The organism is Ruegeria sp. HKCCD8929 (genome assembly GCF_013031405.1).
Classification (GTDB): Bacteria; Pseudomonadota; Alphaproteobacteria; order Rhodobacterales; family Rhodobacteraceae; genus Ruegeria.
Map to the genome: position 1 here is coordinate 92,884 of NZ_WPZY01000002.1, position 21,827 is coordinate 114,710.

Annotated in this window: 21 protein-coding genes; 13 read left to right on the forward strand and 8 right to left on the reverse strand. The window is 63.7% G+C overall.

Annotation, left to right across the window (positions count from 1 at the left end):
• Positions 1-2: 2 nt before the first annotated feature.
• From tolR to GOX53_RS03110, 13 genes are all read left to right on the forward strand, one after another.
• Positions 3-476, forward strand: coding sequence for a protein TolR (gene tolR / locus GOX53_RS03050; protein ID WP_171173536.1), 474 nt, complete (start codon positions 3-5; stop codon positions 474-476).
• 9 nt (positions 477-485) lie between these two features.
• Entirely contained in the window at positions 486-1,592 is a 1,107-nt protein-coding gene (locus GOX53_RS03055) for an energy transducer TonB (RefSeq protein WP_171173537.1), read from the forward strand.
• Positions 1,589-2,905, forward strand: coding sequence for a Tol-Pal system beta propeller repeat protein TolB (gene tolB / locus GOX53_RS03060; protein WP_171173538.1), 1,317 nt, complete (start codon positions 1,589-1,591; stop codon positions 2,903-2,905). The genes GOX53_RS03055 and tolB overlap by 4 nt, the downstream gene beginning before the upstream one ends.
• A gap of 106 nt (positions 2,906-3,011) precedes the next feature.
• A complete protein-coding gene (gene pal, locus GOX53_RS03065; RefSeq protein ID WP_171173539.1) occupies positions 3,012-3,524 on the forward strand; it encodes a peptidoglycan-associated lipoprotein Pal in 513 nt (170 codons plus the stop codon).
• Between the two features lie 4 nt (positions 3,525-3,528).
• The gene (ybgF, locus tag GOX53_RS03070; protein WP_171173984.1) at positions 3,529-4,353 is read left to right on the forward strand and encodes a tol-pal system protein YbgF; all 825 of its coding nucleotides are present in this window, start codon (positions 3,529-3,531) and stop codon (positions 4,351-4,353) included.
• Positions 4,350-5,603 carry a tRNA lysidine(34) synthetase TilS gene (gene tilS / locus GOX53_RS03075; protein ID WP_171173540.1) on the forward strand — a complete coding sequence of 418 codons (1,254 nt, stop codon included), beginning with the start codon at positions 4,350-4,352 and terminating at the stop codon, positions 5,601-5,603. The genes ybgF and tilS overlap by 4 nt, the downstream gene beginning before the upstream one ends.
• Positions 5,604-5,679: 76 nt before the next feature.
• On the forward strand, positions 5,680-7,596 hold the full coding sequence (ftsH, locus tag GOX53_RS03080; protein WP_171173541.1) for an ATP-dependent zinc metalloprotease FtsH: 1,917 nt from the start codon (positions 5,680-5,682) through the stop codon (positions 7,594-7,596).
• Between the two features lie 90 nt (positions 7,597-7,686).
• Positions 7,687-8,460 (forward strand): methyltransferase domain-containing protein, encoded by a 774-nt coding sequence (locus tag GOX53_RS03085; protein WP_171173542.1) that lies wholly within the window; start codon positions 7,687-7,689, stop codon positions 8,458-8,460.
• A 104-nt stretch (positions 8,461-8,564) separates the two neighbouring features.
• A complete protein-coding gene (locus tag GOX53_RS03090; RefSeq protein ID WP_171173543.1) occupies positions 8,565-9,140 on the forward strand; it encodes an MOSC domain-containing protein in 576 nt (191 codons plus the stop codon).
• A 179-nt stretch (positions 9,141-9,319) separates the two neighbouring features.
• Positions 9,320-10,996, forward strand: coding sequence for a formate--tetrahydrofolate ligase (locus GOX53_RS03095; protein ID WP_171173544.1), 1,677 nt, complete (start codon positions 9,320-9,322; stop codon positions 10,994-10,996).
• Positions 10,997-11,053: 57 nt separating this feature from the next.
• The gene (locus GOX53_RS03100) at positions 11,054-11,359 is read left to right on the forward strand and encodes a chorismate mutase (RefSeq protein WP_171173545.1); all 306 of its coding nucleotides are present in this window, start codon (positions 11,054-11,056) and stop codon (positions 11,357-11,359) included.
• A gap of 53 nt (positions 11,360-11,412) precedes the next feature.
• Complete coding sequence (gene folD / locus GOX53_RS03105; RefSeq protein ID WP_171173546.1) at positions 11,413-12,315, forward strand: bifunctional methylenetetrahydrofolate dehydrogenase/methenyltetrahydrofolate cyclohydrolase FolD; 903 nt, start codon at positions 11,413-11,415, stop codon at positions 12,313-12,315.
• 234 nt (positions 12,316-12,549) lie between these two features.
• Positions 12,550-13,305 carry a LytTR family DNA-binding domain-containing protein gene (locus tag GOX53_RS03110; protein WP_171173547.1) on the forward strand — a complete coding sequence of 252 codons (756 nt, stop codon included), beginning with the start codon at positions 12,550-12,552 and terminating at the stop codon, positions 13,303-13,305.
• 36 nt (positions 13,306-13,341) lie between these two features.
• On the opposite strand, the gene pdeM is transcribed toward GOX53_RS03110, so the two are convergent.
• From pdeM to GOX53_RS03150, 8 genes are all read right to left on the reverse strand, one after another.
• Positions 13,342-14,004, reverse strand: coding sequence for a ligase-associated DNA damage response endonuclease PdeM (pdeM, locus tag GOX53_RS03115; RefSeq protein ID WP_171173548.1), 663 nt, complete (start codon positions 14,002-14,004; stop codon positions 13,342-13,344).
• Between the two features lie 52 nt (positions 14,005-14,056).
• On the reverse strand, positions 14,057-16,468 hold the full coding sequence (locus GOX53_RS03120; protein ID WP_171173549.1) for a ligase-associated DNA damage response DEXH box helicase: 2,412 nt from the start codon (positions 16,466-16,468) through the stop codon (positions 14,057-14,059).
• Between the two features lie 126 nt (positions 16,469-16,594).
• Complete coding sequence (locus GOX53_RS03125) at positions 16,595-17,404, reverse strand: NAD(P)-binding domain-containing protein (protein ID WP_171173550.1); 810 nt, start codon at positions 17,402-17,404, stop codon at positions 16,595-16,597.
• A complete protein-coding gene (locus tag GOX53_RS03130) occupies positions 17,401-18,708 on the reverse strand; it encodes an ATPase (protein WP_171173551.1) in 1,308 nt (435 codons plus the stop codon). The genes GOX53_RS03125 and GOX53_RS03130 overlap by 4 nt, the downstream gene beginning before the upstream one ends.
• Positions 18,709-18,826: 118 nt before the next feature.
• Positions 18,827-19,372, reverse strand: coding sequence for a prepilin peptidase (locus GOX53_RS03135; RefSeq protein WP_171173552.1), 546 nt, complete (start codon positions 19,370-19,372; stop codon positions 18,827-18,829).
• Between the two features lie 3 nt (positions 19,373-19,375).
• Positions 19,376-20,224 carry a lipopolysaccharide assembly protein LapB gene (locus tag GOX53_RS03140; protein ID WP_171173553.1) on the reverse strand — a complete coding sequence of 283 codons (849 nt, stop codon included), beginning with the start codon at positions 20,222-20,224 and terminating at the stop codon, positions 19,376-19,378.
• 29 nt (positions 20,225-20,253) lie between these two features.
• Complete coding sequence (locus tag GOX53_RS03145; RefSeq protein ID WP_371810244.1) at positions 20,254-20,802, reverse strand: tetratricopeptide repeat protein; 549 nt, start codon at positions 20,800-20,802, stop codon at positions 20,254-20,256.
• A gap of 36 nt (positions 20,803-20,838) precedes the next feature.
• Positions 20,839-21,819 (reverse strand): type II secretion system F family protein, encoded by a 981-nt coding sequence (locus GOX53_RS03150; protein ID WP_171173555.1) that lies wholly within the window; start codon positions 21,817-21,819, stop codon positions 20,839-20,841.
• Positions 21,820-21,827 lie beyond the last annotated feature (8 nt).

Consider the following 21,827-nt stretch of genomic DNA (forward strand, 5'->3'; position numbering starts at 1 on the left):
TCATGGGCGCGGCGGTACAGCAGAGCGCGGACAGCGGCCGCAGGCGCGGGCGGCGGCGGGGCCGGGCGCAGCCGATGGCCGAGATCAACGTCACGCCCTTTGTCGACGTCATGCTGGTGCTCTTGATCATCTTCATGGTGGCCGCACCCCTGCTGACCGTGGGTGTGCCGGTGGACCTGCCCAAGACCGCCGCAAACGCGCTGCCCTCGGACAGTGAAGAGCCGCTGACCGTCACTTTGACCGGTGATGGCCGGGTGCAGATCCAGACGACGGATGTCGCTCGCGCGGAATTGATCGGAAAACTGCGCGCGATTGCGGCAGAACGGAGCAGTGACCGGGTGTTTCTGCGCGCCGATGGCGGCATTCCCTATGCGCAGGTCATGCAGGTCATGGGCGCGCTCAACGCGGGCGGGTTTTCGAATGTAGGCCTTGTGACGGATACCGGCGGGCCGACGCTGGACGAAGGCGGAGAGTGAGGCAGCGGTTTGCAGACCGGCACCAAGATCTCAGGCGTCCTCCATGTGACCTTGGTCGGGTGGGCGTTGTTCGGCGGTACCTTCCGGTCCGAGCCGTTGCCGTTCGAGGTGCAGGATGTGTCGGTGATCTCGGCTGAGGAATATGCAGCACTAACCGCGCCGAAACAGGCGCCCGAGGTTGTAGATGCGCCCTCGGACCTGCAACAGCCCGAGCAGCCGGACGATCAGGTCGCGGTACCTGCGCCCGCCGAGCCCGAGCCGGAACAGGCGCCTCCCGAACCCGTGGCCCAGCCGGAACCTGAGCCGGAACCGCAGCCCGACGTGGTTGCCGAGCCCCCCGATCCCGAGGTGGTCGAGGAGACGCCCACCCTGGAGCAGCCCGACCCCGAGGAGGTGGCGCTGCTGCCTCCGGGCCCGCGCCCTCAGCCCCGGCCCGCCGACCGGGTCGCGCCGCAGCCGGTTGCACCGCCGCCCCCTGATGTGAAACCCGACGATGTGGACACGCCTCCGGTCTCGGCCGAGGAGGGCGCCGAAGAGCAGCAACCCGAGCAGGAAGAGACGGCGCAGAAAGAGGCGACCGACCAGATCGTGACCGAGGCAGAGGAAAGCCCCGATCCGGCGGCCCAGAGCTCGCCCCGTCCAAAATCGCGCCCGTCACGGCCCAAGCCCGAGCCGGTGCAGACGGCTGAACAGGAAGACCCACCCGACACCAGCCCCAACACGCAGGATGCGGTTGAAGACGCGCTGGCCGAGGCCCTGGGCGGCGCGCAGGCGGCCCCGGCCCCCAGCGGCCCGCCCCTGACCGGTGGCGAAAAGGACGCACTGCGGATCGCGGTTTCGAACTGTTGGAATGTCGGCTCATTGTCCACGGACGCGCTGAACACTACCGTTGTGGTGTCCGTCGCCATGCAACCCGACGGCAGACCGATCAGCAACAGCGTGCGGCTGCTGGACAGCTCGGGCGGCTCGTCCGCAGCCGCGCAGCAGGCCTTTGAGGCCGCGCGCCGCGCCATCGTTCGCTGTGGTGCCAAAGGATACGACCTGCCGACCGAGAAATACGGTCAGTGGCAGAATATTGAGATGACCTTCAATCCCGAGAGGATGCGGATCAAATGATGAAATTTCTGACCAGCCTCTTTCTGGGCACGGCGCTGCTGGTGGCCCCGGCTCAAGCGCAGAACCAGCCGCTGCGGATCGAAATTACCGAGGGCGTGATCGAACCCCTGCCGTTTGCGGCTCCGAATTTCGTGCCCGACACTCCGGCAGCTGCCGAGTATTCGGCGCAACTGGCCCGCGTCGTGGCTGCCGACCTCAGCGGCACGGGGCTGTTTCGCGAGATCGGCTCGGACGCCTATATCAGTCAGGTCAGCAGTTTCGAGGCGCCGGTGCAGTTTGCCGACTGGAAGGCGATCAATGCACAGGCGCTGGTGACCGGGGCGGTGAACGTCTCGGGCAACCAGCTGACGGTGCGGTTCCGGATCTGGGACGTGTTCTCGGGCGCGGAACTGGGCAACGGGCTGCAATTCGCGGGCACCACCGACGGCTGGCGGCGCATGGCACACAAGGTGGCCGATCAGGTCTATAGCCGGATCACCGGCGAGACTGGCTACTTCGACAGCCGGGTGGCCTTCGTGTCCGAGAGCGGACCCAAGAACCAACGGCGCAAGCGGCTGGCGATCATGGATTACGACGGCGCCAATGTGCAGTACCTGACCGACAGCTCGGCCATCGTGCTGGCGCCGCGGTTTTCGCCGACCGGGGATCGGGTGCTCTATACCAGCTACGAGAGCGGCACGCCGCGCATCTACGTGCTGGATGTGGGCCGGGTGCAGCGCCGCGTCCTGCAAAGCCAGGAAGGCACCATGAGCTTTGCGCCGCGCTTCTCGCCGGACGGGCAGACGGTGCTCTATTCGCTGGCCCAGGGCGGCAATACCGATCTGTGGTCGATGAATATCGGCTCGGGCCAGAGCGCGCGCCTGACCAACGCGCCCTCGATCGAGACGGCGCCCAGCTATTCTCCGGACGGCAGCCAGATCGTGTTCGAAAGCGACCGGTCGGGCACGCCGCAGCTTTACATCATGCCCGCGCGGGGTGGCGAAGCGCGGCGGATCAGCTTCGGCAAGGGCCGCTATGGTACGCCTGTCTGGTCACCGCGCGGCGATTACATTGCCTTTACCAAACAGAACAAGGGCCGGTTCCATATCGGCGTGATGCGCACAGATGGCAGCGAGGAACGGCTGCTGACCGCCTCGTTCCTGGACGAGGGGCCGACATGGGCGCCCAATGGCCGGGTGATCATGTTCACCCGTGAAACCCAGGGCGCCAGCGGACGCTCGGCGCTCTATTCGGTGGACATCTCGGGCCGCAACCTGCGCCCGGTCCGTACACCGGACGGTGGCAGTGACCCGGCATGGTCTCCGTTGCAGTAGGGAACGGGGCAGAAGTGATCGGCACAGCCCAACGGCTGCGTTCACATGAGACGGTGCTTGTGGTAAGGACAGGCGCAGAACACAAAAGAACGAGTGAGGCATCGAGATGAACCTACTGGGCAAGATCGCGGCCCCCATCGCCCTGGTGGCGCTGGCGGCCTGTTCCAACACCGACCCGTCGGCCTGGGGCAGCGGAGGCGCTGGCGGAGCGGGCGCGGGCGGCGCCGGGGCTGGCGTGGCCAGCGACCCGACCTCTCCGGCCTATTTCCAGCAGGCCATCGGTGACCGGGTGCTGTTCTCGGTCGACCAGTCCACCCTGACCGCCGAGGCGCAGACGATCCTGCAGGGGCAGGCCGACTGGCTGCTGCGGAATGTCGATTTCACCGCCACCATCGAAGGTCACGCGGATGAGCAGGGCACGCGGGAATACAACCTTGCGCTGGGCGCGCGCCGGGCCAATGCCGCCCGCGAGTTCCTGATTTCGCGCGGGGTTGCGGGCAACCGGCTCAAGACCGTGACCTACGGCAAGGAGCGCCCCATCGAGATCTGCAGCGAAGAGGCATGTTATGCCAAGAACCGCCGCGCCGTGACGGTTCTGACGGGTGCAACCACGGGGTAAGATGATGCGCATTGCGGCTTTGGTTCTGGCGGCGGCCGTGGCAACGGCCGGTATGGCCCGGGCGCAGGATCAGCAGACACTGGCGGATATCCGGCAGGAGTTGACCGTCCTGCATGTAGAGATACAGCGGCTCAAGCGTGAGTTTTCGACCACCGGATCGCCCTCTCCGAACCTGTCCGGCAGTTCGGTGCTTGAGCGTGTGGATGCCATCGAGGCCGAGTTGCAGCGCTTGACCAGCCAGACCGAACAGCTCAACCAGCGGATCGAGCGGATCGTGGCCGACGGCACCAACCGCATTGGCGATCTGGAGTTCCGCTTGGTCGAACTGGAAGGCGGCGACATCAGCACCTTGGGAGAAACCACGACGCTGGGCGGCGATACCGGCACCCAAACGACGGCCCCGGCGATTGAGCCCGCGACCCCGACCGTGGATGACAGCGAGCTTGCCGTCGGCGAACGCGCCGAGTTCGATGCGGCCTCAAAGGCGCTCGACGAGGGCGATTTTGGCCGGGCCGCCGAGATGTTCGGCCAGTTCGACAGCTCGTATCCCGGCAGCCCGCTGGCGCCCGAGGCTCAGCTAAAGCGCGGCCGCGCGCTGAAAGGGCTGGGCGATACGCGCGAAGCGGCGCGGGCCTTTCTGGCTAGTTTCACCGGCGATTCCGAGGGTCCCGTGGCGCCGGAAGCGCTCTATGAACTAGGCGCCGCGTTGGGCCGTCTGGGCCAGACCGACCAGGCCTGCATCACGCTGGGCGAGGTTGGCGTGCGCTTTCCTGCATCTGCCGCGGTCGCCGAGGCGAGCCGGGAAATGGCGGCGCTGGGCTGTTCTTGACGCAAGAGACCGACAGGCTGCGCGCCGATCTGTGCGCGCAGTTGCCGTCTGAGCTGCCGCGCCGGCTGGGTGTGGCCGTCTCGGGCGGTGGAGATTCGGTCGCGCTGCTCGATCTGCTGATTGATGTATTGGACGGCGAGGGTGTCGCCATCTCTGCCGCAACCGTGGATCATGGCCTGCGCCCCGAAGCGACGAAGGAGGCGGCACAGGTGGCTGCCCTAGCTGTGCGGCTGGGTATCACACATGAGACCCTGCGTTGGGAGGGCTGGGACGGGTCCGGCAACCTTCAGGATCAGGCGCGGCAGGCGCGGTATCACCTGCTGACCGGATGGGCCAGGCGCAACGGGATCACCCTGCTGGCGCTCGGGCACACGGCGGACGATCAGGCGGAAACGGTGCTGATGCGGCTTGGGCGCGCAGCCGGTGTCACCGGGTTGTCGGCCATGCCCGCGCGGCGGGTGCAGGACGGGGTGACACTCTGGCGCCCGATGCTGGGGATCACCCGGGCCCGACTGCGCGATCATCTGCGTGCGCGCGGTCTGAACTGGATCGAGGACCCGTCGAATCAGGATACCCGCTTTGATCGAATCAAGGCACGCGAGGCCCTGGCTCAGCTCGGTCCGCTGGGGATCACGACCGAGTCGCTGGCCTCGGTGGCGCAGAATCTGGCGCAGGCCCGGGACGCGCTGGATCACTACACGCTGAAATCCGCGCAGAACCTGGCCCGGCCGGACGAAGGTGACATTCTTTTGAACCTGCGTGGGTTCTCCACCCTGCCCGAGGAAACCGCCCGCCGCCTTCTGTTGGTAATCACCGGCTGGATCGCCGGGCATACCTATCCGCCGCGCCGTGCCGCCGTGCAGGAAGCTCTGACCGCCCTGCATGCGGGGCGGGCCGGCGCGCTGGGTGGCTGTCTGATCCTGCGGACGGGCGACGAGGCGCGGTTCTGCCGTGAATACAACGCCATCCGCGACATCGCCGGGCCGGGTGACCAGCCCTGGGACAACCGTTGGAGCCTGACTGGCCCTACGATCCAGGGTGCAACCGTCCGCGCGCTGGGCGAAGAGGGCTTGTCGCAAGTGCCCGACTGGCGCGCGACGGACCGTCCTCAGGCCGCGCTGATCGCCTCGCCCGCGGTCTGGAAAGACGGTGACTTGCTGGCCGCGCCCATCGCCGGATATGCAAACGGCTGGCAGACGGGACTGCTGGTTGAATGGGAAGAGTTCCTTGCAACCCTTTTATCGCATTGAACCTGCCTCAATCATCTCTATTTTAGTTGTCTAGCCGGCAACTTCCTCCGATGCCGAAAGATTTGGGAGTATTTCCTTGGGCAACGCACGCAACATCGCCTTTTGGGTCGTCTTGTTTCTGCTGATTCTCGCTCTGTTCAACCTGTTCAGCGGACCGGGCGGCACTTTGCAGAGCCATGAGAAGACCTATTCCGAATTCGTCAGCGCCGTAGACGCGGGTGAAGTCAAGAACGTGACGCTAGATGGCGAACAGATCCGGTACCGGACCAGCGACAACCGCGACTATGTGACGATCAAGCCCGGCGATGCCGAGGTGACCCGGCTGCTGATCGACAAGAACATCCCCGTCCGCGCCGAGAAACAGACGCAGTCCGGGTTCCAATCCTTCCTGATCACGCTGTTGCCCTTCCTGCTGCTGATCGGTGTCTGGGTCTATTTCATGAACCGGATGCAGGGCGGCGGCAAAGGCGGAGCGATGGGCTTTGGCAAGTCCAAGGCCAAGATGCTGACCGAAAAGCATGGCCGCGTGACCTTTGACGACGTTGCGGGCATCGACGAGGCCAAGGAAGAGCTGGAAGAGATCGTGGAGTTCCTGCGCAATCCGCAGAAATTCTCGCGCTTGGGCGGCAAGATCCCCAAGGGCGCGCTGCTGGTCGGTCCTCCGGGCACCGGTAAGACGCTGCTGGCCCGTGCGATTGCGGGTGAGGCGGGTGTGCCGTTCTTCACCATCTCGGGGTCCGACTTCGTGGAAATGTTCGTGGGTGTCGGTGCGTCCCGTGTCCGCGACATGTTCGAACAGGCCAAGAAGAACGCGCCCTGTATCGTCTTCATCGACGAGATCGACGCCGTGGGTCGCCATCGTGGTGCCGGTTACGGCGGCGGCAATGACGAACGCGAACAGACGCTCAACCAGTTGCTGGTCGAGATGGACGGGTTCGAAGCCAACGAGGGCGTCATCATTCTGGCGGCCACGAACCGCAAGGACGTGCTGGACCCCGCACTGTTGCGCCCGGGCCGGTTCGACCGTCAGGTCACCGTCGGCAACCCCGACATCAAGGGCCGCGAGAAAATTCTGGGCGTGCATGCCCGCAAGACGCCTCTGGGCCCCGATGTGGACCTGCGCATCATCGCGCGTGGTACGCCGGGCTTCTCGGGTGCCGATCTGGCGAACCTCGTGAACGAGGCGGCGCTGATGGCCGCCCGTGTGGGCCGCCGCTTTGTCACGATGGAAGATTTCGAGAACGCCAAGGACAAGGTGATGATGGGCGCCGAGCGCCGATCGATGGTGCTGACGCAGGACCAGAAGGAAAAGACCGCCTATCACGAGGCCGGTCACGCCGTGGTCGGCATGACGCTACCCTTGTGCGATCCGGTCTACAAGGCCACGATCATCCCGCGTGGTGGTGCCTTGGGTATGGTGGTCAGCTTGCCCGAAATGGACCAGTTGAACTATCACCGCGACGAATGCGAGCAGAAGCTGGCCATGACGATGGCGGGCAAGGCCGCCGAGGTGATCAAGTATGGCGAGGACCATGTCTCGAACGGTCCCGCCGGCGACATCATGCAGGCCAGCCAACTGGCGCGCGCCATGGTGATGCGTTGGGGCATGTCGGACAAGGTCGGCAATATCGACTATGCCGAGGCGCATGAGGGCTATCAGGGCAACACCGCCGGGTTCTCGGTGTCGGCGCATACCAAGGAGATGATCGAGGAAGAGGTCAAAGGTTTCATTCAGGCTGGCTATGAGCGCGCCCATGAGATCCTTGTCGAGAAGAGCGAGGAGTGGGAGCGTCTGGCCCAGGGCCTGCTGGAATACGAGACCCTGACCGGGGACGAGATCAAGCGGGTGATGAATGGCGAGCCGCCGAGTGCGGGCGATGACGAGGATCAGAGCTCGGATGAGGGCAGCGCCCCCAGCGTCACCGCGATCCCCAAGACCAAGCCCAAAAAGTCGCCGCCCGAAGGCGGGATGGAGCCGGAACCAACCGCGTGAAGGCTGTGGGACCCATAAGGAAAGGCCGGGATTTGCCCGGCCTTTTTCTTGCGTGATCGTCATTCTGCGCAAGTTGAGAGGGGGGATGTGATGACCCGAGAGGACTGGAACCCGGATCAATACGCACAGTTTGCCGGGGTGCGCCTGCAGCCCGCCATTGACCTGATGAATGCGGTGGGGTCGCTGCCGGAGGGTGGGATTGTCGATCTGGGCTGCGGCGCCGGCGTCATGGGCGAAGCGCTGAGCGCGCGCTATCCGAGCCGCAGGTTGATCGGGGTCGACAGCTCTCCTGCCATGTTGGAAAAGGCCAAGGAAACAGGGGCTTATGCGGTTCTCGAAAAAGCGGACATCGCCACATGGCAGCCGGACCGGCGGCCTGCGCTGATGTTTTCGAACGCTGTCCTGCAATGGCTGCCTGATCATCCCCGCCTGATCCCGCGCCTGCTGGCCGGGCTGGCCCCGGGCGGCGTTCTGGCAGTTCAGGTTCCCTATCAGCAGGCGGCCCCGTCGAGCACCGGCTGGCGGGACGCATTCGCGGGGCTTTTCAAGGACCGGCCCCTTGCCAGGCGATCCGAAGTCATGGCTCCGGAGGAGTATTTCGAGCTTCTCTCCCCGTTGGGAGAGGCGCGCCTGTGGGAAACTGAGTATCACCAGCACCTGCCCGCGGCAGAGCATGGGCATCCGGTGCGGCTCTTTACCGAAAGCACCTTTGCCCGCCCGTATCTTGAGGTGCTGGACGAGGTTGAACGCCTGCACCTGACGGCGGCTTACGAAGAGCGGATGCGCCAGGCCTATCCCCTGCGGTCCGACGGATCGGTGCTGTTTCCCTTCCGCAGACTGTTCTTCACTTTGCGAAAACCCTGACGCCCAAGAACGGCGCCCGCCAGTAGAGCCTTGTCAAGAAACCGCGTTCGGGGTCTTCTGTCGGCAACAAAGGGGAACGCCCCGCAGCGGACAGGAGGGACGGGATGCCGGTGCTGAGGGAAAGCGGATATGCGGGCGAGGTTGTCTGGCTAGGCCACGTCGCCGCCGGAGGCTCGCTGCGGGCCACGCCGGTCGAGCGTCTGAGCCTGGGGTTCGCCGGGGCGCCGGGCGAACGGCATGAGGGGACCAATCGCGCCTCATGCGTGCGGGTGCGCAACCTCTATCCCGAGGGCACCGAGATCCGGAACGTCCGGCAGTTGTCGATCCTGTCGCATGAGGAACTGACCGAAATCGCCGCCGGGATGGAGCTGGAGGAGTTGGACCCGGCGCTGGTGGGGGCGAATGTGGTGGTCAGGGGCATTCCCGATTTCACCCACGTCCCGCCCGCCTCGCGCCTGCGGGGGCCGTCCGGTGTGACGCTGACCATCGACATGGAGAACCGCCCCTGCGTTCTGCCGGGGCGCGAGGTCGAGGAGGAATCGCCCGGCCATGGTGCTGCCTTCAAGCCCTCTGCCACCGACCGGCGCGGGGTCACCGCCTGGGTGGAACGGCCCGGCGGGCTCGCCATCGGCGACCGGATGGAGCTTTTTGTACCCGATCAGCGCCCATGGGCACCGTGATTTGCGTATAAACTGCGTGCAGTCTCCGATCTGAAACGTCTGTTCTCGGCATACGCCGTTTCGCGGCTTGATTATGTCGGAATCTATAGCCTTCCGATCGGTTTGCGACGTTAATGAAGTCACAGCGTCGATGCTCGTGTGCATCGGTATGCACGGAATTCTATCAGGGACCCTGCCCAATGAGCTACAAATCCGACATCGAAATCGCCCGCGAGGCCAACAAGAAGCCGATTCAGGAGATCGGCGCCAAGCTGGGAATCTCCAGCGACGACCTGCTGCCCTATGGCCATGACAAGGCAAAGGTCAGCCAGGACTTCATCAACTCGGTGCAGGGCCGCGAGGACGGCAAGCTGATCCTGGTGACCGCGATCAACCCGACCCCCGCGGGCGAGGGCAAGACCACCACCACCGTGGGTCTGGGCGACGGTCTGAACCGCATCGGCAAGAACGCGATGATCTGTATCCGCGAGGCCTCGCTGGGCCCGAACTTCGGCATGAAGGGCGGTGCCGCGGGTGGCGGTTACGCGCAGGTCGTTCCGATGGAAGAGATGAACCTGCACTTCACCGGCGACTTCCACGCCATCACCAGCGCCCACTCGCTGCTGTCGGCAATGATCGACAACCACATCTACTGGGGCAACGAGCAGAAGATCGACATGCGCCGCGTCGTCTGGCGCCGTGTGGTCGACATGAACGACCGCGCCCTGCGTCAGATCACCTGCTCGCTTGGCGGTGTGTCGAACGGTTTCCCGCGCGAAGCAGGCTATGACATCACCGTGGCGTCGGAAGTCATGGCGATCCTCTGCCTGGCCACCGACCTGAAGGATCTGGAAAAGCGTCTGGGCGACATCATCGTGGCCTATCGCCGCGACCGTACGCCGGTCTACTGCCGCGACATCAAGGCCGAAGGCGCCATGACCGTTCTGCTGAAAGACGCCATGCAGCCGAACCTGGTGCAGACGCTGGAAAACAACCCGGCCTTCGTGCACGGCGGCCCGTTTGCCAACATCGCGCATGGCTGTAACTCGGTCATCGCAACCAAGACCGCGCTGAAAGTAGCCGACTACGTCGTGACCGAGGCCGGCTTCGGTGCCGACCTGGGTGCCGAGAAGTTCATGAACATCAAGTGCCGCAAGGCGGGCATCGCCCCGTCGGCCGTGGTGCTGGTCGCCACCGTGCGCGCGATGAAGATGAACGGCGGTGTGGCCAAGGCCGACTTGGGTGCCGAGAACGTCGACGCCGTGAAGTCGGGCTGCGCAAACCTGGGCCGTCACATCGAGAACGTGAAGTCGTTTGGCGTGCCGGTTGTCGTCGCCATCAACCACTTTGTCACCGACACCGATGCCGAAGTGCAGGCGGTCAAGGACTACTGTGGGGATCACGGGGTCGAGGCGGTTCTGTCGCGTCACTGGGAACTGGGCTCGGAAGGTTCGGAAAACCTGGCCAAGAAAGTCGTGGAAATCGCCGATGCCGGCACCGCGAACTTCGCGCCGATCTACCCCGACGAGATGCCGCTGTTCGAAAAGATCGAAACCATCGCCAAGCGCATCTACCGCGCTGACGAGGTTCTGGCCGACGCCAAGATCCGCAACCAACTGAAGGACTGGGAAGCTGCCGGTTACGGCAACCTGCCGGTCTGCATGGCCAAGACCCAGTACTCGTTCTCGACCGATCCGTCGCTGCGCGGTGCGCCCTCGGGCCACTCGGTTCCGGTGCGTGAGGTGCGCCTGAGCGCGGGTGCCGGTTTCATCGTGGTGGTCTGCGGCGAGATCATGACAATGCCCGGTCTGCCCCGCAAGCCGGCTGCCGAAAGCATCTGCCTCAACGACGCAGGTGAGATCGAGGGCTTGTTCTAAGCCGCCAAATACGACATCCCGTGGCCCGGGAGGAACCCCGGGCCGCAGGAGATTCTCATGCCCCCTCTGACACCGCCGCAAGACTGTGCCTCGATGCAGGAATTGCGGGTCCAGATCGACAGGCTTGACCGGCAGCTGATCGAAATGCTGGTAACGCGCGCGGGCTATATCGACCGCGCCGCCGAGTTGAAACCGGGCGAGGACCTGCCCGCGCGTATTCCGGCCCGGGTGGAAGAGGTGGTTGGAAACGTCCGCGCCAAGGCGGATGCCACGGGGATGGACCCCGATCTGGCCGAACGGCTTTGGCGCATTCTGATCGACTGGTCGATCGCCCGCGAAGAGCGGGTGCTCGACCCGGATTGACCGGCCCGGCAGCAGCGCCCGGGCCTTATGAGGTTTGAGGGAAAGGACCAAGGATGGTAGCGCAAGTTATCGACGGTAAGGCCTTTGCGGCCACTGTGCGGGGTCAGGTGACGGATCATGTCGCCCGGCTGAAGGAAGAGAACGGCATCACTCCGGGTCTGGCCGTGGTGCTGGTGGGCGAAGATCCGGCATCTCAGGTCTATGTGCGCTCCAAGGGCAAGATGACCGTCGAGGTTGGCATGAACTCGTTCGAGCACAAGCTGGATGCCGACACCTCTGAGTCGGACCTGCTGGCGCTGATCGACACGCTGAACAACGATCCCGCCGTCCACGGCATCCTGGTGCAACTGCCTCTGCCCAAGCATCTGAACGAGGATCTGGTGATCAACTCCATCGATCCGGCCAAGGATGTGGACGGGTTCCATATCTCGAATGTGGGCCTGCTGGGCACCGGCCAGAAGTCGATGGTGCCCTGCACGCCGCTGGGCTGTCTGATGATGCTGCGCAACCATCATGGCTCGCTGTCGGGGCTCGACGCCGTGGTAATCGGGCGCTCGAACATCGTGGGCAAGCCGATGGCGCAGCTGCTGCTGGGTGACAGCTGCACCGTGACCATCGCGCATTCGCGCACCAAGGATCTTCCCGACGTGGTGCGCCGCGCCGACATCGTGGTTGCCGCCGTGGGCCGCCCCGAGATGGTGCCGGGCGACTGGATCAAGGAAGGCGCCACCGTGATCGACGTGGGCATCAACCGCATCGACGCGCCGGAAAAGGGCGAGGGCAAGACCCGGTTGGTGGGTGACGTGCATTACGAAAGCGCCGCTGCCGTTGCCGGTGCAATCACGCCGGTACCGGGCGGTGTCGGCCCCATGACCATCGCCTGCCTGCTCGCCAACACGCTGACGGCCTGCTGCCGTGCAAATGGTCTGCCCGAGCCCGAGGGCCTGACCGCCTGACAATCCTTGCCAGGCCGCGCCTCCGGGTGCGGCTTGCGCCATTTGGCTGTCCACAAATATCAATCTGATATCAATCAGTGCGTCACCCGACGCTCACGCGGTTTTTTTGCGGCGGTCCACCATCTGATTAATTGAATCTAAATCACTTTTTCTTCAATTGTGGTCTGGATATTGAGCGCGGGCGGCGTGCTGTGGCAAGCTGCCCGTGTGGCAGGTGAGTACAAGTATTGGTGCATGAGAGCAGAGTTTAGAGAGTTCACAGGTTCGCATTATCCAAAACTGATTGGTCCGGGGACCCTGTTCGCCGCGTTACTCGCCCATTTGATCGACCCTTTTGGCGGTATCGAACTGTCTTTCCTCAAAAGGTTTCTGTTTTGGTCACTCGTCATTCTGTTGGCATGCGGGATCGCGCATTGGGCGGGCAATTTCGTTCATAGCCGCTGCACACAGGTTCAGCAGGCCCTTCTGGACGTGGTTGTCATCGTCCTGATTGCCGCGCTGTTCACACCATCTGTGTGGCTGCTGACCTGGATTCTCCATGCGCATCACGGGGTTGAGGCGCCGGGCGTTCTGACAGTGTCCCAATTCGGCGCGCTTTTCGCCATGGGGCTTCTGGTGCTCCGGCGCGCCTTTCCCGAAGTCGAACCGCAACCGGCGGTTACCCAGGACGCGCCGGCTCGCCCGAGGCTATGCCGGCGTTTGCCAAATACGTTCGACGGCCAGATTCTGCGCCTGACGGTCCGCGATCACAACGTGGACGTGGTGACAACCGAAGGCACAATTACCATCCGGTCCCGGTTTGGCGACGCGATAGACGAGATGGATCCCGTGAAAGGGCACTGCACCCACCGGTCCCATTGGGTGACCGAAGACGCGATCGAAAGCGTCGAGCGTGAGGCTGGAAAAATCCACATTCGCCTGATCAATGGCGATCTGGTGCCCGTCAGCCGTAAATACAGGCCGGTTCTGGAAGAAGCGGGCGTTATCTGAGGACCCCAGATTGGCCATCGGAATGGCTCCGGATCGTCAGCGTGGCATGGGCACGGGCCTTGGGTCCGGCCCGGTCAGAATGGCCAGCGCGCCCGGTGCCATCAACTCTGACAAAGCCGCGTCGCTGCTGCGCAGCCCGCCGGTATAGGTCCCGTAGGCAGGCAGGATGATACGTCGCTCGTCCACCAGAAAGGCAGGGCGCGAGATTGTGCGGCCGCGTGTCTGCACCCTCGCCTTCGGGTGATAGTGACCCGAGATTTCCCGCTGCGCGCCCGGCTGCGCGATGTGGCGAAAGGTCAGGTCCGACCGGGTGACGTCCGCCAGATGAGTGCCACCCAGTTCGACCGGGCCGGGATCGTGATTACCCTCGATCCAGATCCAGTTCCGCCCCGCCTGAAGCGCCGCGATCTGCAACCTGTCCCGCTCCGGCAGGCTCAGCGCCGCGCCGAGATCATCGAAACTGTCGCCCAGGCAGATCACGGTCTGCGGCTGCGTGCGATCCAGATCCGCCGCCAGCCGGTTCAGCGTATCGCGGGTTTCGTAAGGGGGCAGGGCCGATCCGCCGCGGCGGGCCATGCGCTCGGATTTTCCCAGATGCAGGTCCGAGACGCAGAGCAGCGCCTGATTCGGCCACCAAAGCGCGCCCGAGCCCATCGCGCACAGGCGCTGGCCGGAAAAGGAAAAGGCATATCCGTTCATGATATGTTCATTCGCCCAGACACGCGCGCGATGCAAGCCGCGTTTTTGCGGATCATACCGGGCTCAGCCCCGCCTCGCGCAGCAACCGGTCGCTTTCCTCGGCCAGCAGCCGCTCTTCGGCGGCCCCTTTCACCGGCACCTTGCCCACCTCCAGGAACAGCGGCGCGGCCAGGGGCGAGACCCGGTCCAGCCGCATAAGGTCGATCCGGTCGCCAACTCGGGTGATCATCTCTTCGATCCGGCCGAAATCTACCAGCCCGCGCATCGCCTCGGCCCGGGTGATCTGCATCAGCAGGTGGTCGGGATCGTATTTCAGCAAGGTGTCATAGAGGATGTCCGAAGAAAACGTCGCCTGCCGCCCGCTTTTGCGCTGCCCACCGGGGTTGCGCTCGATCAGCCCGGCGATGGTGGCGCTGGCCCGAAAGGTGCGCTTCATCACCGCGTTGCCCGCCAGCCAGCTGTCCAGCCCGTGCCGCAGCGCGTCGATCTGGAACAGCGGGCGCGGATCGGTCAACGCATCGAGCCCCCAGATCAGCGTCGCATAGTCGGTCGAGACAAAGCCCAGTGGAGCGAGCCCCGTCTCCTCCATCCGCTTGGTCAGCAACAGGCCCAGCGTCTGCTGCGCGTTGCGCCCGGCAAAGCCGTAGACGCAGACATGTTCGCGCCCGTCATGCGGAAAGCTCTCGATCAGCAGCCGGCCCCGTTCGGGCAGGCGTGAGACGTCGCGCTGCAGCGCCAGCCAGTCGGCGGTGTGGCGGGGCAGTTGCGGCCAGTCCTTTTGCGCGAACATGTCCAGGATGCGGGCGCTGAGCTGGGTCGAGGTGGCGAATTTCGTGCCCATGAAAGTGGCGATCTTGGGCTTCTTGTCGGCACGGCGAGTGACCTCGACCACCATCTCGCGCAGCCCCTCGTAGCGCACGATCTGCCCGCCAATCAGGAACGTGTCGCCGGGGGTGAGCGAGGCGGCAAAGCCTTCCTCGACCTCGCCCAGCGGCTTGCCGCCCCGGTTGCGTTTCAGTCGCACCTTGAGCGTGTCGGTGTCCTGAATGGTGCCCAGATTCATCCGTATCCGCTGCGCCGCGCGTGGGTCGCGCAACTGCCATTTGCCGTCGGGGCGCTGTTGCAGGCGCTGCCACCGGTCATAGGCGCGCAGGGCATAGCCGCCGGTGGCGCAGAAATCGAGACAGGCGTCGAATTCGTCGCGGTTCAGATCGGCGAAGGGCCCGGCCGAGGTCATCTCGGTGTAGAGCGCGTCGGCATGAAACGCCCCGGCTGCAGCAGCGATCAGGATGTGCTGGCACAGCACGTCCTGTGGCCCGCGCCCGCGCGGATCGCCGTCCAGATCATGCGCCTTCACTGCCTCAAGTGCCGCGACGCACTCCACCACTTCGAACCGGTTGGCAGGCACCAGCAGCGCCTTGGACGGTGCGTTGTAGCGGTGATTGGCGCGCCCGATCCGCTGCACCAGCCGCTTGACGTTTTTGGGTGCGCCGATCTGGATCACCAGATCTACATCGCCCCAGTCGATCCCCAGATCGAGGCTGCCGGTGCAGACAATCGCCCGCAGATCGCCGCGCACCATCGCCGCCTCGACCCGCTCGCGCTGACCCCGGTCGAGCGAGCCGTGATGGATACCGATGGGCAGCCCCTCGTCGTTGGCGAGCCACAGGTTGTGGAAAAAGATCTCGGCCTGCGCGCGCGTGTTGTGGAAGATCAGCGTGGTCTTGTGTTGCCGAACCTGGTCCAGCACCGCTGGGATGGAATAGACCGCACCGCCGCCGGACCAGGGCGGCATCTCCTCGGTTTCCAGCATCGCGATATAGGGATCGGGGCCGGGATCGGCCAGCAGGATGTCGCAGGGGTCGGGATGTCTGGCCAGAAGCCGGGCGATGGCCTGCGGGTCCTCGACCGTGGCCGAGAGGCCGACGCGACGCAGGTCGGGGCAAAAGGTCTGCAACCGGGCGAGCGCCAGCATCAGTTGATCCCCCCGCTTGCTTTCGGCAAGCGCGTGAATCTCGTCGACCACCACCCGCCGCAGCCCGGCGAACATGCGTGGCGCGTCCTCGTAGGAGGTGAGCAGGGCCAGGCTCTCCGGTGTGGTCAGCAGGATATGGGGCGGGTCTGCGCGCTGGCGTTTCTTTTGCGTGGCCGAGGTGTCGTCGGTGCGATCCTCGATACGGATGGGCAGACCGATCTCATCCACTGGGGTGCGCAGGTTGCGCTTGATATCCGCCGCCAGCGCCTTGAGCGGCGAGACATAGAGCGTGTGCAACCCCTCATGCGCACCGTCCGCCAGATCCGCCAGCGTCGGCAGGAACCCGGCCATGGTCTTGCCGCCGCCGGTTGGGGCGATGAGCAGCGTTGCCGGATCGCCCGCCCGGTCGAACATGGCTTGCTGATGCGGGTGGACGGACCAGCCCTTGGAAGAAAACCAGTTTGTGATCTGCGCTGGAATGGCCGGCATGGCGCGAGCCTAGTGCATGTCGCGCAAAAGTGGGAACCGGTTTTGCGCTGCTCAGACAAGCGGCATCAACAAATGCCGTTGCGTGCAGTGGCCGAGGGGCGGGGCCGCGACGCCGCAAGGATAGTCTCAAGAAGAGGAAGGATAGGGCCTGAGAGTTCTGAGGAGGGCCTGCACCGTGCGGGGCAGGGCGGTGTCGGTGTCCTCCGGGACGGCGTCGAGCGCGCTTTCCACATCCTTCACCAGGATGCCGATGGTGTTGTCCTCGTCCATCCCGTCACGGGCGAATTCGATCTGATTGAAACCGGAAGCGAACCAGTTCTGGCCCGAGCTGGTGTGGATCAGGTCCAGCAGCTTGCGCTGATCCAGCCCCGCCTGTTCCGCCCAGTCCAGAACCAGCCGTGTCATCGCGGTGTGCGAGGCGGCAAGCAGGTTGTTGAGCACCTTGGCCTGCATCCCGGTGCCGAAGCCGCCCATGCGATGAAAATGCGATCCCATCGCCGCGAACAGCGGCTGGGCGGCGTCGAGATCCGCGTCCTCGCCACCCAGCATGAAGGACAGGCGCGCCTCTTCGGCGGCGATCTGGGCGCCGGACATGGGCGCGTCGATCAGGGTGATCTGTTCCGGCACCCGCGCGCGCAGTGCCAGCACGTAGCGCGGCGACAGGGTCGAGCAGAGAATGATGCGGCGCAATGAGGCGGCGTGGGCAAAGCCCTGTGCGCCGAACAGCACATCCTCGGTCTGCGGGACATCGCGCACAACGGTCAGCAGGGTTTCCAGACCCGCGGCAAAGGTCGCCGCATCGTCTGTCATATGCTTGGAAAGTGCACCGAACTCCTGCGGCGGGCGGATGTCGAACCCCCTGGCGTTAAACCCGGCGCGGCGCAGGGCGGCCAGCATCGGCGCGCCCATCCGGCCACAGCCCGCAACACCGATCACTTGACGATCTTTTCGTCCTTCACGAACATGTTCGCCCAGGCCCGGTCGATCAGGTCCGGGGTCATCTGATAGGGGATGCCCTCAAACTCACAGATCGCGATCATCTGCTCGATCAGGAAGATCGGCTGATAGTTGGCGTATATGTTGTTGATCGTTGGGTATTTTACCTTGAGCAGGTGCACCAGCGCGCTTTCGTCCAGCGGTATGCCCTTTTTGCGGGCCACAAGCGCGAAGATCTTCAGGAAGTTCTCTTGATTGGGGCCGTCGATCTTGATCTTGAAGAAAATCCGGCGCAGCGCGGCCTGGTCGAAGATCTCGTTCGGGTGGAAGTTGGTCGAGAAGATCACGAGCGTGTCGAACGGCACCTCGAATTTCTCGCCCGATTGCAGGCCGAGGATGTCCTTGCTTTCTTCCAGCGGCACGATCCAGCGGTTGATCAGCGCCTGCGGCGGCTCTGCCTGACGGCCAAGGTCGTCGACGATGAAGATGCCGCCGGTGGATTTCAGCTGCAGCGGCGCCTGATAGGTCCGCGCGGTGGGGTTGTAGACCAGATCGAGCATCGAGAGCGACAATTCACCACCGGTGATCACCGTGGGCCGCTCGCACATCACATAACGGGTGTCGAACCGCTTGCGGCGGCGCAGTTGGGTCGGGTCATCCGGTTCCAGTTCGATGGCGTTGTGCACAATCGGGTCGTAGACGGTGATGACCTGACCGGCATATTCGATTGCCCGCGGCACATAGACCTTGTCGCCGAGCGCATCGCGGATACCGTTCGAGATCGAGGATTTACCGTTGCCCGGAGGGCCATACATGAGGATCGAACGCCCGGCACTGACAGCGGGGCCGAGATGGTCGAGCAGTTCGTCCGGCAGCACCAGATGCCCCATCGCGTTGACCAACTGGTCGCGGGTGACCTGAATGTTGCGGATCGACTGGCGCTTGACCTGTTCGCGATAGACATCCAGCGGAACCGGCATGGCGCCGAAATATTCCGACTGGCTGAGCGCATCCAGCGCCCGGGCCTTGCCCGCATCGGTGAGCTGATATCCCATTTCGTTGCCGCTGTTGGCGTTCAGAGTGCCCGTCGCCTCGATCAACTTTTGGTCCCGGGCAATATCGACTAGTTCTTGCGTAACGGACGAGGGCAGGCAGACCGCCTCGGCAATCTCGGTGACCGTGTCCACGGTCTTGCGGAATACGGTCTTGAGCAGGATGTCCCGCATCATCACCAGAGGAAGCTGCATTTCCGCCAGCCCTTTCGGGGCAGGTGGGGCCATTACGGTGCTGGTCTGCATGTTCATGAGCGGTGCTCGTTGGTTCGTGTTGCGCGTCACTGATCTGCGGTTTCACCCGCATGGGCAGAACATGGCCCAGCAATGTGGCAGCAGAAAGGCAGAGACTGGGCAGGAGGTGGTCGGGCTACGATCCGAAAAATGCGCCAAGAATCAAATATATAGCCAGGCATCCACCCAGCGTGAGGCCCATGGGAAAGGCCTTGCCCGCATCCCAGCTTTTCCAATCGGGCGCGATGCGCCGAAGCGGGGTAAACTTGGCGATCCGGTGCGCTGCAAATGCCGCCAGCAGGGTGGCCATCAGAACGGCCAGAAGCAGACGAAAATCGGCGGTCCAGATGAACGGCGCGGCCGCTGCCGAGAACTTGGCGTCACCGGCGCCGACCGCACCCGCCGCGTTCAGGATGATGCCAATGAGCAGGACAACAAACAGGTGCATCAGTTGCCAGACATAGACCGGCAGAGCGACAGGGAACGGGCCAATCATCCCTGAGGGCCAGTCCCCGCTCCACGGAGGGAACACGACAAGACCTATAACAACATAAACAACGGCCAGCGCGACGACCGCCTGGTTCTTGATCTTCATTTCACGCAGGTCGGTGAACGCCACGTAAAAGCAAATGGGCAGCACGAATGGCAGGAACCACTGTGCTGCCGCCGCAGGTATTGCCATGGGTTACGCGTTCTCCAGCGCCTGAAGCGAGCGGGATGCTTCTTCGAAATGCTGCGGATGGGTCGCGATCGCCTCGCGCAGCAGCGTCTTGCCGGTAGAGACGTCCCCTTGCTTGATCGCCGACAACGCCATCGTGTGCAACAATTGCGCCCGCTCGGCCTGACTCATCGGGATCACCGGGAGGGCGTAGTTGTTCTGCGCGCTGCGGGCCAGCACCAGATTGTTCTTGGCGGTGAACAAGGATTTGTCCTGCCGGATGGCCTCGGTGAACAGCCGCTCGGCTTCGGAATAGTTGCCGCGAGTCAGCTTGGAATAACCCCAGTTGTTCATCACGCTGGCCGGCCGCGTGGTCAGGCCCACGGCCGTTTCGTAAAACGAGTCGGCGCGTTTCCACTGTTTGTTGGAATCCGCCACCATCGCTTCTAGCCGATAACGTTTGAACGTCTCATGCGTCGGGGGAATACTGTCCAGCACCTCTTCGGCGCGATCCCATTCATTGTTGCGGATCAGGGCGCTGGCCAGATCAACCCGATCCTCGGTGGTGGCGTCCTTCATTTTGGTCAGTTTCGACCAGGCTGCCACGGCCTCGGTATTGCGTTTGGCGCGGGTCAGCGAGATGGCAAGGCCACGTTGCAAATCGGCCCGTTCGGGGTGCTGGGCTGCGGTGCGCTGGAAATAGGCCACCCCTTCGTTCGGGTCGGCCACGGTCAGCATCACGTCGTTGAGGTTGGTTTCGTCGATGACGTTCACATCCTGGAACGCGCGTTCGACGGTTTCGTCCCCGTTCTGTCCACAAGCCGACAAGATCAGCCCGCCTGTAAGCATAGCCGGAATCAGGATAGGATGGCGCATTTTGTGCGTCCTTTACTGCTCTGCCTCGATCATGGTGTCTTGCGGATGACGTATTCGCCTTGTCCGCGTTGCACCAACTTATAGTCTTCTTCTTGAACAGTATTATTAGCAGGATTTTCCATTTTTGCGAGTGCAAACCGTAAATTGTCGCGAATTGCGTCACTTTCGCCATTGTCCAGCGCATAGGCCCTGCGGAACACCTGCGCCGCCTCGGAGATCTCGTTTTGCTCGACCAGCAGAACGCCCAGATTGTTCCAGGCTTCTGGCCATTCCGGGTCCGCTTCGACAGCGCGGCGCAGCATCTCCTCGGCCTGCCCCAGACGCCCCAGACCCAGGTTGGCGGTGCCGATCCCGGTCATGATTTCCGCGGTCATCCCCTGATCCAAAGCGGCGCGGGTAAATGCGTCGAGCGCGACTTCATATTCGCCAGCGGCCACAAGGCGGTGACCCACCTCGGCCGGGTCCACGCCCTTGCCGCGAAGATTGACGCCGGGCGCATCCGGGTTGTCGGGCAACTGTCCAGTTGTGCAAGAGGCCACCGCTGCAACAACAGCGATGGCCTGGGCGATCTTTTTCAATCGTGCGGGTCTGCTCTTACCCGGCTTGGACATATGTCAGTTACTCATGTTGCCCAGATCCATGATGCCCTTTGCCGAAGGCCCAACGAGAATGAGCAGCAGCGGCGGCACCGTCAGCATCATTGTGGCAAGTGTCATTTTGGTTGGCAACTTGTTCGCGGCTTCTTCGGCCCGCATCACCCGTTTATCGCGCATCTCGCCAGCGTAAACCCGAAGGGCTTCGGCGATCGACGTACCAAAGGTGGCCGACTGGATCATCACGGTCACAAAGGACGACACATCCTGCACGCCGCAACGGGTTCCCATGTCGCGCAGCACCTTGTCCTTTTCCTTGCCCGCTTTCAGTTCATAGGCGACCACTTCGAACTCTTCTGCGATGTCGGGATACGAGGCGTGCATTTCGGCGGCCACGCGCACGATGGCCTGATCCAGCGATTGACCCGCTTCAACACAGACCAGCATCATGTCCAGCGCGTCGGGAAATCCGGCGGTGATGTTTTCCTTTCGGGTCGCGACCCGACGGGTCACCCAATATTTGGGCAACAGATAACCGGCACACCCAGGCCCCAGAACGCGAATCGCGATTTGGGTCGAGTCCAACTCCTGCCCGCCGGACAAAATCGTCACAAACGCGGCGCCGATCAAAAGCCCAGCGATCCCCAGTGCGAACTGGGCGAAGTGAAAGAACCGAACGGCGTCTTTGGATTGATAACCGGCCTGGCGCAGCTTGAGCTGCATCGCCGACAGCTGATCGGCGTCCTGAGGCTCAAGGAAAGTGGCAAAGCGATGCAACTTTTCATTGCGTCCGGCCTGACGCAGCTGCTCTTTCTTGTCTTTCGTCTGCTTCGTAGGCGTCGTGCTGCGCTTGAGCTTTTTCAGCGGATCTTCCGGCTGATTCAGCAGCATCGGAATGGTCAGCAAAATCATGAACAGCCCGAGCACGCCGACCACGATCAGGGGGCCAAATTCGCCAAGGTGAGTGGTCAGGTAGTCATTGATCTGGTTCAGAAACTCCACCTTGATCT

What these genes read in the sequence shown, in the direction of transcription:
- GOX53_RS03085 (WP_171173542.1), top strand. Translation starts at nt 7,687, where the DNA reads ATGACCCGAGAGGACTGGAACCCGGATCAATACGCACAGTTTGCCGGG.
- GOX53_RS03100 (WP_171173545.1), top strand. Translation starts at nt 11,054, where the DNA reads ATGCCCCCTCTGACACCGCCGCAAGACTGTGCCTCGATGCAGGAATTG.
- GOX53_RS03095 (WP_171173544.1), top strand. Translation starts at nt 9,320, where the DNA reads ATGAGCTACAAATCCGACATCGAAATCGCCCGCGAGGCCAACAAGAAG.
- GOX53_RS03090 (WP_171173543.1), top strand. Translation starts at nt 8,565, where the DNA reads ATGCCGGTGCTGAGGGAAAGCGGATATGCGGGCGAGGTTGTCTGGCTA.
- pal (WP_171173539.1), top strand. Translation starts at nt 3,012, where the DNA reads ATGAACCTACTGGGCAAGATCGCGGCCCCCATCGCCCTGGTGGCGCTG.
- folD (WP_171173546.1), top strand. Translation starts at nt 11,413, where the DNA reads ATGGTAGCGCAAGTTATCGACGGTAAGGCCTTTGCGGCCACTGTGCGG.
- GOX53_RS03120 (WP_171173549.1), bottom strand. Translation starts at nt 16,468, where the DNA reads ATGCCGGCCATTCCAGCGCAGATCACAAACTGGTTTTCTTCCAAGGGC.
- GOX53_RS03130 (WP_171173551.1), bottom strand. Translation starts at nt 18,708, where the DNA reads ATGAACATGCAGACCAGCACCGTAATGGCCCCACCTGCCCCGAAAGGG.
- ybgF (WP_171173984.1), top strand. Translation starts at nt 3,529, where the DNA reads ATGCGCATTGCGGCTTTGGTTCTGGCGGCGGCCGTGGCAACGGCCGGT.
- GOX53_RS03135 (WP_171173552.1), bottom strand. Translation starts at nt 19,372, where the DNA reads ATGGCAATACCTGCGGCGGCAGCACAGTGGTTCCTGCCATTCGTGCTG.
- tolR (WP_171173536.1), top strand. Translation starts at nt 3, where the DNA reads ATGGGCGCGGCGGTACAGCAGAGCGCGGACAGCGGCCGCAGGCGCGGG.
- tolB (WP_171173538.1), top strand. Translation starts at nt 1,589, where the DNA reads ATGATGAAATTTCTGACCAGCCTCTTTCTGGGCACGGCGCTGCTGGTG.
- pdeM (WP_171173548.1), bottom strand. Translation starts at nt 14,004, where the DNA reads ATGAACGGATATGCCTTTTCCTTTTCCGGCCAGCGCCTGTGCGCGATG.
- GOX53_RS03140 (WP_171173553.1), bottom strand. Translation starts at nt 20,224, where the DNA reads ATGCGCCATCCTATCCTGATTCCGGCTATGCTTACAGGCGGGCTGATC.
- GOX53_RS03110 (WP_171173547.1), top strand. Translation starts at nt 12,550, where the DNA reads ATGAGAGCAGAGTTTAGAGAGTTCACAGGTTCGCATTATCCAAAACTG.